The 9,768-nt window shown below is 63.8% G+C and carries 12 protein-coding genes; 4 read left to right on the top strand and 8 right to left on the bottom strand.

Features of this window, described 5'->3' with window-relative positions; translation table 11 throughout:
• From QZ522_RS14820 to QZ522_RS14805, 4 genes are all read left to right on the top strand, one after another.
• Nucleotides 1-291: alpha/beta hydrolase (locus tag QZ522_RS14820; RefSeq protein ID WP_294613188.1), on the top strand; the 291-nt coding region annotated here is incomplete at its 5' end.
• A gap of 262 nt (nucleotides 292-553) precedes the next feature.
• Complete coding sequence (locus tag QZ522_RS14815; protein WP_294613185.1) at nucleotides 554-1,495, top strand: rhodanese-like domain-containing protein; 942 nt, start codon at nucleotides 554-556, stop codon at nucleotides 1,493-1,495.
• A gap of 52 nt (nucleotides 1,496-1,547) precedes the next feature.
• Nucleotides 1,548-2,630 (top strand): YeeE/YedE family protein, encoded by a 1,083-nt coding sequence (locus QZ522_RS14810; protein WP_294613194.1) that lies wholly within the window; start codon nucleotides 1,548-1,550, stop codon nucleotides 2,628-2,630.
• Nucleotides 2,627-2,800 (top strand): hypothetical protein, encoded by a 174-nt coding sequence (locus QZ522_RS14805; protein WP_294613182.1) that lies wholly within the window; start codon nucleotides 2,627-2,629, stop codon nucleotides 2,798-2,800. Before QZ522_RS14810 ends, QZ522_RS14805 begins: the two co-directional genes overlap by 4 nt.
• A gap of 75 nt (nucleotides 2,801-2,875) precedes the next feature.
• On the opposite strand, the gene QZ522_RS14800 is transcribed toward QZ522_RS14805, so the two are convergent.
• The 8 genes from QZ522_RS14800 to QZ522_RS14765 form a co-directional block, all read right to left on the bottom strand.
• Nucleotides 2,876-4,009, bottom strand: coding sequence for a peptidoglycan DD-metalloendopeptidase family protein (locus QZ522_RS14800; RefSeq protein WP_294613179.1), 1,134 nt, complete (start codon nucleotides 4,007-4,009; stop codon nucleotides 2,876-2,878).
• Nucleotides 4,010-4,118: 109 nt separating this feature from the next.
• Entirely contained in the window at nucleotides 4,119-4,775 is a 657-nt protein-coding gene (locus QZ522_RS14795) for a protein-L-isoaspartate(D-aspartate) O-methyltransferase (protein WP_294613176.1), read from the bottom strand.
• On the bottom strand, nucleotides 4,772-5,554 hold the full coding sequence (surE, locus tag QZ522_RS14790) for a 5'/3'-nucleotidase SurE (protein WP_294613173.1): 783 nt from the start codon (nucleotides 5,552-5,554) through the stop codon (nucleotides 4,772-4,774). The genes QZ522_RS14795 and surE overlap by 4 nt, the downstream gene beginning before the upstream one ends.
• Nucleotides 5,555-5,634: 80 nt before the next feature.
• A complete protein-coding gene (locus tag QZ522_RS14785) occupies nucleotides 5,635-6,288 on the bottom strand; it encodes an SDR family NAD(P)-dependent oxidoreductase (RefSeq protein WP_294613170.1) in 654 nt (217 codons plus the stop codon).
• Between the two features lie 99 nt (nucleotides 6,289-6,387).
• Nucleotides 6,388-6,651: a type II secretion system protein N gene (locus QZ522_RS14780; RefSeq protein ID WP_294613167.1), complete on the bottom strand. Its 264-nt coding sequence runs from the start codon at nucleotides 6,649-6,651 to the stop codon at nucleotides 6,388-6,390.
• Nucleotides 6,652-6,810: 159 nt separating this feature from the next.
• Nucleotides 6,811-8,286, bottom strand: a complete 1,476-nt coding sequence (gene purF, locus QZ522_RS14775) for an amidophosphoribosyltransferase (RefSeq protein ID WP_294613191.1) — start codon at nucleotides 8,284-8,286, stop codon at nucleotides 6,811-6,813.
• Nucleotides 8,287-8,421: 135 nt separating this feature from the next.
• Nucleotides 8,422-9,024, bottom strand: a complete 603-nt coding sequence (locus tag QZ522_RS14770; protein ID WP_037167443.1) for a CvpA family protein — start codon at nucleotides 9,022-9,024, stop codon at nucleotides 8,422-8,424.
• Nucleotides 9,025-9,111: 87 nt separating this feature from the next.
• A partial coding sequence (locus QZ522_RS14765; RefSeq protein WP_294613159.1) for a magnesium chelatase domain-containing protein occupies nucleotides 9,112-9,768 on the bottom strand: 657 nt, incomplete at its 5' end.

Below are 9,768 nucleotides of genomic sequence, written 5' to 3'. Positions count from 1 at the left end.
CGGCGCGTCGTTCTTGCCAATGATCCGGCCAATTATGCGCTGCATCGCCGGGTTCTGGCCGAAGGGGTGAGCGAATTGATCCGCCCCAGACCGCCGATCCGCCACCCGAGCCTTGTCATGACCTCGGAGTACGATAGCGGAAGCACGCCCGACATGGCCCGCACCATCGCCAGCGAAATCGCCGGTGCGCAGACCGTCATCGTGCCGGGGCTAAAGCACCTTGGCCTGATCGAGCAACCCGAGCAGTTTACCGCGCCGATCCTCGAATTCCTGACGCTCCGTGCGGGTTGAGCCCTGCGCGCGGATGGCGAGAGACTGTTCCTCTCAGGGGGAATTTTCAGGGCGGAACGTAAGGTATCGTTCGGAAAGTGCGGGTTTTTAAGAATTTTATCTTCCATCAGGGCAGGGGGCGGAAATGCCCGTTCCGGAAGTCGTCACGCGCGACGGGCAGGGGTTCTTTTACGCTCACCATAAGGTGAATTTGGCGCCCACCACCTTGTTGTTACCCTGTCACGGGCGTAGATTCCGCGGCAGATAAACAAGGGGTTAAACCATGTTCCATAGCTTCAAGAATGCCTGCCTCGCCGCCGCCGTGGCGGTCCTGCCGATGGCCGCACAGGCCGCGGGCCTTGGCCCGCTGATCGACCCTGCGTCGCTTGACGCGGCGCTTGCCACGCAAGATCCCGTCGTGCTTGATATTCGCGGCGGCGCCTTTGCTGAAGGCCATGTTCCGGGCGCCGTGTCGGCCGCCTACGGCCAGTTCCGGGGCCCGAGCGACAACCCCGGCTCGCTTGTGCCGCAAGACAAGATGACCGAGGTCCTGCGCGGTCTTGGCATCACCACCGACCGCCCTGTGGTGGTTGTCCACCAGGGCCGCGACCAGACCGATTTCGGCGCTGCCGCGCGGGTGTACTGGACCCTGAAATCAAGCGGCGTCAGCGATCTGGCGATCCTGAACGGGGGCATGAATGCCTGGCTCAAGGCCGGTCTGCGCGTCGAGAAAGGCGCGCCCGAACCGGTGAGCCCAAGCGACATCACCGTGACCTATTCGGATGAATGGCTCGCCACCCGCGAAGAGATCAAGGATATCGTCGATGGCAAGACATCGGCCGAATTGGTCGATGCGCGCCCCGAAAGCTTTTGGAAGGGCGAGACCAAGCACGCCGCCGCCGCCAAGCCGGGCACCTTGCCGCAATCGAAGTACTTCACCCATGACCGCTGGTTCGGCTCTGACGACCCGACGCTGATCAAACCCGATCTGATCCGCACGCTGGCGGCGGAAAACGGCTTTGAACAGGGCGATAAGCTGGTCTCGTTCTGCAACACCGGCCACTGGGCCGCGACCAACTGGTTCGCGCTGAGCGAGGTTGCAGGCATCGACGGGGTGAAACTTTATCCCGAATCCATGGTAGGCTGGTCGCAAAGCGGGTATGAAATGGCCAATGTTCCGGGGCTCTTCCGGAATATGCTGAACAAGATCACCGGTAAATACTGAGGTCAACATGTCCACACCCGCCACCACGCTGCCGTCATCGGCCCCCGGTTTCATGTCACGCAGCGTTGTGGTGGTGGGTCTGGCGGTCCTGGTTCTCGCGCTCGCCATGGCGGCGGGGCCAAGGTATGGCGCGCTTCTCGCGATCGGGATGGGGTTTGGCCTTGCGCTTGAGGGGTTCCGCTTTGGCTTTACCGGGCCGTGGCGGCGGATGATGCTGCACCGCGATGCCTCGGGCCTTCTGGCTCAGTTGATCTGCATTGCCATTGTTGCCATGGCGGCCTTTCCGATGCTGGCCAGCAATGGTGCCGAGATCAAGGGCGCGCATGCGCCGATCGGCCTTGCCATGATTGGCGGCGCCTTTGTCTTTGGCGCTTCGATGCAGATCGTGATGGGCTGTGGCTCGGGCACGCTTGTGAATGCCGGAAGCGGGAATGCGGTGGCCGCGCTTGCCCTGCCGTTTTTCGCCATCGGCAGCTTTGGCGGCGCCTATCACCTTACCTGGTGGACATCCCTCGGAAGCTTGCCGGTTGTCGTCCTCAGCGGCACCAGCGGTCTTGCTATCACGCTGGCGGGGCTGCTGGCGATTGGCGGGGTCGCGATCTTTTTCGGCGCCAAGGACAGCTGGCGGATCCCGCGCCGCTACTGGATGGCGGTTGCGGCGCTGGCCGGGCTGGCGATCCTGCACCTGATGATCGCAGGTCAGCCCTGGGGCGTGGTCTACGGCCTTGGCCTCTGGGTGGCAAAGGGTGCGGTGGCGTTTGGTGCCGACCTCTCGGGCTCGCCGTTCTGGGCGGCACCGGGCAATGTCGAGAGGGTCGCATCAAGCGTCTTGACCGACGTTACGTCGCTGACCGATTTCGGGCTGATCTTTGGCGCGGCCCTTGTCGCGTGGTGGCGCTCGGGGCTTGGCGCGCCGATCGGGACATACCCGGTGCGGGCCTGGATCGCGGTGGTGATTGCGGGGCTGTTCCTCGGCTATTCCTCGCGGCTCGCCTTTGGCTGTAACATCGGTGCGTTCTTTAGCGGGATCGGCACCGGATCGGCGCATGGCTGGGTCTGGTTTGTCGCGGCTTTTGTCGGGTCGTGGTTCGGCATCAAGCTCCGTCCGCTTCTGGGGTTGGAGGGCCGGACATGACGCGCGGACACATCGTATTCATCACCCTGCTTGGCGTCGCTGGATTCATCGGGCTCGATTTCGCCAGTTCGACGCCTCTCAACCCATATGCTGCGCCACCGCTCATGTCGCTTGGCTCTGGCCTTGCGGCGACCGGTGCGCATTGCGCGGCGCCGCCACCGTCAAACTAGCCTTCTGAACAGTCACAAAAAACGGGCCGTCCCTTCAGGATCGGCCCGTTTTTCGTTTTACCCTGATCGTATGGGTCAGACAGGATTGAGATAGCGCATCGGATCGACACTATCAAAGCCGTCGCGCACTTCGAAATGCAGCGCCGGACTTCCGTCGCGCCGGATTTCGGCAAGCTTTTGACCGCGCTTGACATTGTCGCCCTTGGCAACGGCAAGCCCGCTGATGTTGGAGTAAACCGTCAGGAGATTGCCCGCATGTTTGATGACGATGATCGGAATGCCGTTGGTATCCTCGGTGATCGCCGCCACAAGCCCGTCATCAGCCGCCTTGACGGTGGCACCCGGCGTGGCCGAGATGTCGATGCCGTCATTGCGGCCCTTGGCGTATTCGCGCACGATGTCACCCTTGACCGGAAAGGCCATACGACCGGATTGTGCCGCCGTCTGGGTCTTGCCAAGATCGGGCGCCGCGGTGGTTTTGACCGGGGCGGCCTTGGGCACGGTCTCCTCATCGGGCAGCGGCTTGGCGGCACTTGGCGGCGTCGGCGTCGGCGAACCGACTCCGGGGGCGGTCACCGCCGTGGTATCGCTCGGGTCAAACGGCACGGTGTCCTCGCCGGGAAGGGCCACCGGGATCAACAGAAACTGACCTTCGCGCACGGCAAAATCGGGACCGAGACCGTTCCAGTCGGCAAGGCTTCGGATCGAGACATCGTAGAGCCGTGCGATGGTGAAGGCGGTCTCGCCGCGTGCAACCTGATGGCGCACCGGCTCGACACCGACGCGGGCGGCGGGCGCAAGTGTGCTGGTTTCGACCTTTTGGGAATCGGCGCGCTGAATGGCGCCGCTGGCCAGCGTCGAGATATCCACCCCGCTTGGCGGCTGGATCGGCCCGCCTATCGGTTCAGCAACACGTCCGGGCAGGGCGATCACCTCACCGGGGCGCAGCGGATCGCCGGTCTGGACGCCGTTGAAGCGAGCGATTTCTTGCGCATTGGCCCCGATCCGCGCGGCCAGAGTGGCCACCGTATCGCCCCGCTGCGCCACCGCGACCTGATAGCCGGGATAAGAAATGATCCCGCGGCTGTCGGGTTCCGGGCGCGCCACTGTGGCGTTGCGCGCGGCCTCGGCGGTAGAAGGCGCATTGCCAAAGGCGCCGCGCAGGTCAAGGTCAAGCGGCTTGTCGCAGCCTGCCAGGAAAACTGCCATGCCAGCCACTAGCGGTGCTGATCGCGGAAAATAACGCATCTCGATCTATCCTCGTTTACTGCCCCTTGTTGGCCGGGACTTGATTCCTAACTATAAACTGCCGTGCCGTTCAGCCGTCGCGCCCAAGCCCTTCGACAAGGGGCACAAAGCGCACCGGGCGCAATTCGTCATAGTCGAACCCGCTTTCAAGGCGGGTCACCCGGATCAATCTCTGAACGGTGTCGGACTGACCCACGGGCACCACCATGATACCCCCGATTTTCAACTGCGCCAATAGCGGGCCGGGGGGGTCTTCGGCGGCGGCGGTGACGATGATGCGGTCAAACGGCGCCTGATCGGGCAAACCAAAGCTGCCGTCGGCGGTGAGCGCGATGATATTGGTCAGGTCGAGCGCGCGAAAAATCTCGCTCGCGTCCTGTACAAGGCGCTTGTGGCGGTCCACCGTATAGACCCGCCGCGCCAGCAGGCTCAGGATAGCCGCCTGATAGCCAGAGCCGGTCCCGACCTCGAGCACCTTGTCGCGGTTGGTGACCCTGAGCGCCTGCGTCATCAGCCCCACGACCGAGGGCTGGCTTATGGTCTGGCCGCAGGCAATCGGAAGCGGCATGTCCTCATAGGCGCGTTCGGCAAAATAGCCGCGAATGAACGGGCCGCGATCGACCTTTTCCATCGCCGTCAGAACCCGCGCATCGGTCACGCCCTTCGAGCGCAACGCGAAAAGGAACTGCATCTTGCGTTCGGCGATTTCGTCGGCCTCGTCACTCATTCGATGGCTTTCAGCTTCTCCAGTGCGTCATGGGCTGTCAGGTCGGCGCGCATCGGCGTGACCGAGATATAGCCCTTGAGGTTCACATCGGCATCCGATCCCGGACTTGTCGGGTTTTGCTGCGGCGCGCCGGTGACCCACAGGAAACGACGCCCGGAGGGGGCAACATGCGGCTTGACCCCAAACCCCATGTCGCGCCGGAATCCCTGGCGCGCGGCACGCAGGCCCTTGACCCCGGACGCCGGGACCGGCGGAAAGTTGATGTTGTAGAAAATACCGTAATCGTCCTTGGTCCAGACGCCCTTGTCCAGAAGCGTGCGCAGGGTCTCGACTCCATGCACGCGGGCGGCCTCGAAGGTATCGTCGAGATCGCGGTTGTCCGGCCCGTAATACTGGCTCAGCGCGACGGCGGGCACGCCTTGCAAGGCGGCCTCCATCGCAGCCCCTACGGTGCCGGAATAAACGGCGTTCTCGGCCGAATTGTTGCCCCGGTTCACGCCCGAAAGCACAAGATCGGGGGGCGCATCCTTCATCACGTCATGGATCCCCGCAAGCACGCAATCGGCCGGACTTCCCTCGGCGGCAAAGCGGCGGTCGCTCATTTCGGAAATCATCATCGGGCGGGTATAGGAAATGCAATGCCCGACGCCCGATTGCTCGAACGCGGGGGCCACGGTCCAGACCTCGCCCGAGGGGCCGGCAAGGTCGGTTGCAATTTCATGCATGACCTCAAGTCCCGGCGCGTTGATGCCGTCGTCATTGGTGATGAGAATGCGCAATGCTCTGCCCCTTGCTGCGGTTTGGTCCCTGTCTATCCTTGCAACCCCGCAGCGGCAAGCAGGCACTGCACGGGACGGGCCTAACCGAGCAGGGTCAAAAGGCGCGCTGCCTCATCTTTCGGCGCGGCCAGCGTGTCGCGATCCTCGCCGGGGAAGAACCGGGCGCGGGTGGCGGTGGCCATCGGTGCGGGGCTCAGCACCTGCACCTTTGGGCCAAAGCGCGCGCATTCTGCCTGCCAGCTGCGGGCAAGGGCGACCTGCGCAGCCTTGGTGGCGCCATAAGCGCCAAAGAATTTTTCGCCCGCACGCGGATCGTCAAAGAACACCGCCTGACCGCTTTCGCCCAGAAGCGGCGCGATAAAGGGAATGAGAATGCCGGTCGCACTGACATTGCAGGCGACCGATTTGGTCCAGTCGCCCTCGGCAAGCTGCGCGGCGGGCATCAGGGGCGCCGCATGAACCGCCGCATGCACCCAGATCGCAACCCCGCCCCAACGATCATGGATCGAGCGGCAAAGCTGGGCCATGGCATCCTTGTTGGTGATGTCCATCGGTGCCAGCGTGGCCTGTCCGCCAGCGGCCTGAATGCGATCATCCAGCTCCTCCAGCGCGCCGGTGGTGCGCGCGACCGCGACCACGTGATGGGTTTTTGCAAGGGCTTCGGCCATGGCCGCCCCAAGACCGCGCGAAGCGCCGGTCACAAGGGCGATGGGGGGGGATGTGTTCTCGTTCATACCAAGGGGAAATCCCACCAGACCGGCCATAAATCAAGGCCATTCGTCCACTTTAGCGCAGATGCCGCAAAAAAACCGAACAGCGGCAGGCCGCGCGCCTTATGAGCGCGGCAGGCTCAGTTGTTCGCTGCGCCCTTTTCGCGACAGCACTACCACGCCTTCGCCGATCGCCGCCACGGTAGCCCCGTCAATGCGATCGCCCACTTCGACGCGCGTGACCCTGGATCGGCCGAGCCGCATGAGGGCATGGGTCTTGTCGGGACCAAGCAGGGTACCAAGCAGCGACAGGCGTGCCGCAGGCAGCGCGTTGTTCACAGTGGCGGCGGCCAGGGTGGCATCCGGGGTTGCGGTGGTCTCTGACATGTCGGCCTCTGGTGCTGGGGTGTCCGCCGAGGCGTTTAGTCAAGATCAGGGGGAATGCAAAGGCGCATCCGGCGCGCGGCGGCGGATTTGTGCCGCAATGCAGAATGCCCGCACGGCTTTCGGCGTGCGGGCATCTGTTCAGAATGGAAATCCGGTGGATTATTCGGCGGCTTTCAGCTGAAAACCCTTCTCGATCATATCGCTTGGCGCGACCGGGTATTCCCCCGAGAAGCAGGCGTCGCAATACTGCGGACATTTGGAATCGCGGCCCTCGATCTCGCCGACGGCGCGGTAGAGCCCGTTCAGCGAGATGAACTTGAGGCTGTCGACCTGAAGGTGATCGCGCATTTCATCCTCGGACATGGTTGCCGCCAGAAGCTTTTCGCGCTGCGGGGTATCGACGCCGTAAAAACATGGCCAGGCGGTCGGCGGGCTGGCGATGCGGAAATGCACCTCTTTCGCGCCTGCATCCAGGATCATTTCCTTGATCTTCCGGCTGGTGGTGCCGCGTACCACACTGTCATCCACCAGAATGACCCGCTTGCCCTTGATCAGGGCACGGTTCACGTTGAGCTTGAGGCGCACACCCATGTTGCGGATCTGCTCGGTCGGCTCGATGAAGGTGCGGCCGACATAATGGTTGCGGATGATGCCGTATTCGAAGGGGATGCCGCTCGCTTGAGCATAGCCGAGCGCCGCCGGGGTGCCGCCGTCGGGAACCGGGACGACCACATCCGCATCGACGGGTGCTTCGTGGGCGAGATTGATGCCCATGTTCTTGCGCGCGACATAGACGCTGCGGCCGCCGACAACGGAATCGGGACGGGCGAAGTAGACGTATTCGAACAGGCAGAGGCGCTCGGGCTGCGTGTTGCCGGCCTTGCGCGCGTCGATGGTGACCGAGCCGTCTGCCTGGATTTCGCAGATGATGACTTCGCCATTCTCCACGTCGCGCACGTATTTCGCGCCGATGATGTCGAGGGCGCAGGTCTCGGAGCAGAAGATCGGCTTGCCGTCGAGCTCGCCCATCACGAGCGGCCGGATGCCGGTGGGATCGCGGGCGGCGATCAGCTTGGTGCGGGTGATGGCGACCATCGAGTAGCCGCCTTCCATCTGGCGGATCGCGTCAATGAAGCGGTCGGCCGTCGAGGTGTAGCGGGACCGGGCGATGAGATGCAGCACCACTTCGGTGTCGGACGTCGACTGGCAGATGGCGCCACCGGCGATCAGCTGGCGCCGCAGCGTCAGCCCATTGGTGAAATTGCCGTTGTGGGCAATGGCGATGCCGCCCACTTCCAGTTCCGCAAACAGTGGCTGAACGTTGCGCAGTGCCACTTCGCCGGTGGTCGAATAGCGGACATGGCCGATGGAAATGGTGCCGGGCAGTTTCGCCAGCGTCACCGGATCGGTGTAATGGTCGCCGACCAGGCCCATGCGCCGCTCCGAATGGAAGCGTGTGCCGTCGAAGGAGACGATGCCGGCGGCCTCCTGGCCGCGGTGCTGCAGGGCGTGCAGGCCCAGTGCCGTCAGTGCCGCTGCATCGGGATGACCGAGGATGCCGAACACCCCGCACTCCTCGTGAAGCGTGTCACCATCAAGTTCGTCGGCGATCGACTGCGAAACCGGCTCGTTCATCTGCGGGACCTTGCCTTTCGGAAAATGAAAGAACTGGCCGGCGTGGATCATGTCACGCTGCCAGCCCGTTCCTGTGACTTCTCGAATAATAGCACAAATGGTGATGCGTGACCGCGCATCAACCGCAACAAATCGTCAATTGTTTGGCGCAGGGGCATCTTCGGCGGGAGCGCTTTCTGCCGGAGGCTGGCCGGTGGCCGGTGCGCCATCCACAGGTGCCGTCTCCTGGCCGGTGATGCGCGCGCGGATCTGCGGCTCGATGTCTTCCGGCAGCACGGCTTCGAGGCGGCCGACCAGCGTGTCGAGGAAAGGCTTGGACTTGGCGTCCCGCACCCAGTCCGGCTGCGAACGCACGTCCACCAGCCAGTTCCAGAAGGCGACCGCAACGACCAGCAGCAGGATGCCGCGGGCGGCACCGAACAGGAAGCCGAGCGTGCGGTCGAGCGCGCCGATACGGCTGTCGATGATGAAATCGGCAATCCGCGAGGTGATGAACGAGATCAGGATCAGCGCCAGGATGAAGATGATCCCGGCCGAAGCCGCGATCGCGATGCGGTCGTCGGTCGTATAGCTCTGCGCATAGGGCACCAGCAGCGGGTAGAGGTAGTAGGCAGCGGCAACCGAACCCACCCAGCTGGCGATCGACAGGACCTCGCGCGAAAACCCGCGCACCATGGCAAGCACCGCTGAAAACAGCGTGACGCCGATGAGGATACCGTCGAAGATCGTGATGGGCATGTAGGACGTACTCCAGGACTTGGCCGCGCTCTCACGGCCCTTGGCATTCCGGCAGTCTCTTACAACAGCGCATCGGGTAACGGAAGATCAATCCTCTTCCTGCGGCCTTGCAAGCTTCGATGCCGAGCCGGCGATACGGCTGACGAGGTCCGGCAGGTCCTCGATTTCGGTCCAGCGGCTGCCGGATTTCGGCAGCTCCGCCGAACTGGCCGGCAGCATGGCGCCGGCAAAACCGAGCTTTTCCGCCTCCTTCAGCCGCTGCGGCGTCTGCGACACCGGCCGCACGGCACCCGACAGGCTGATCTCGCCGAAGTAGACGAAATCGGCAGGCAGAGGAGCCCCGGCAAGCGATGAGACCAGTGCCGACGCAACGGCAAGATCTGCGGCCGGTTCGGAGATGCGGTACCCGCCGGCGACGTTGAGATAGACGTCATGCTGGCCGAACCGGACGCCGCAATGGGCCTCGAGGACGGCAAGAATCATCGACAGCCGGGACGAATCCCAGCCGACCACCGCCCGTCGCGGCGTGCCGAGCGAGGTGGGTGCCACGAGCGCCTGAACCTCCACCAGCACCGGTCGCGTCCCTTCCATGCCGGCAAAGACGGCCGCGCCGGGCGATTTGGCGTTGCGTTCGCCGAGGAAGAGCTCGGAGGGATTGGTAACCTCACGCAGTCCCTTGTCCGACATCTCGAAGACACCGATCTCGTCGGTGGGACCGAAGCGGTTCTTGACGGAGCGCAGGAT

Origin of the sequence: uncultured Roseovarius sp., assembly GCF_913054395.1 — a bacterium.
Taxonomy (GTDB): Bacteria; Pseudomonadota; Alphaproteobacteria; order Rhodobacterales; family Rhodobacteraceae; genus Roseovarius.
Note: the sequence above shows the minus strand (reverse complement) of the source record. Positions and strands in the feature narration are given on the sequence as shown.

What these genes read in the sequence shown, in the direction of transcription:
- QZ522_RS14800 (WP_294613179.1), bottom strand. Translation starts at nt 4,009, where the DNA reads ATGGCAGTTTTCCTGGCAGGCTGCGACAAGCCGCTTGACCTTGACCTG.
- QZ522_RS14770 (WP_037167443.1), bottom strand. Translation starts at nt 9,024, where the DNA reads ATGCCCATCACGATCTTCGACGGTATCCTCATCGGCGTCACGCTGTTT.
- QZ522_RS14785 (WP_294613170.1), bottom strand. Translation starts at nt 6,288, where the DNA reads ATGAACGAGAACACATCCCCCCCCATCGCCCTTGTGACCGGCGCTTCG.
- purF (WP_294613191.1), bottom strand. Translation starts at nt 8,286, where the DNA reads ATGAACGAGCCGGTTTCGCAGTCGATCGCCGACGAACTTGATGGTGAC.
- QZ522_RS14795 (WP_294613176.1), bottom strand. Translation starts at nt 4,775, where the DNA reads ATGAGTGACGAGGCCGACGAAATCGCCGAACGCAAGATGCAGTTCCTT.
- QZ522_RS14810 (WP_294613194.1), top strand. Translation starts at nt 1,548, where the DNA reads ATGTCACGCAGCGTTGTGGTGGTGGGTCTGGCGGTCCTGGTTCTCGCG.
- QZ522_RS14805 (WP_294613182.1), top strand. Translation starts at nt 2,627, where the DNA reads ATGACGCGCGGACACATCGTATTCATCACCCTGCTTGGCGTCGCTGGA.
- QZ522_RS14780 (WP_294613167.1), bottom strand. Translation starts at nt 6,651, where the DNA reads ATGTCAGAGACCACCGCAACCCCGGATGCCACCCTGGCCGCCGCCACT.
- QZ522_RS14815 (WP_294613185.1), top strand. Translation starts at nt 554, where the DNA reads ATGTTCCATAGCTTCAAGAATGCCTGCCTCGCCGCCGCCGTGGCGGTC.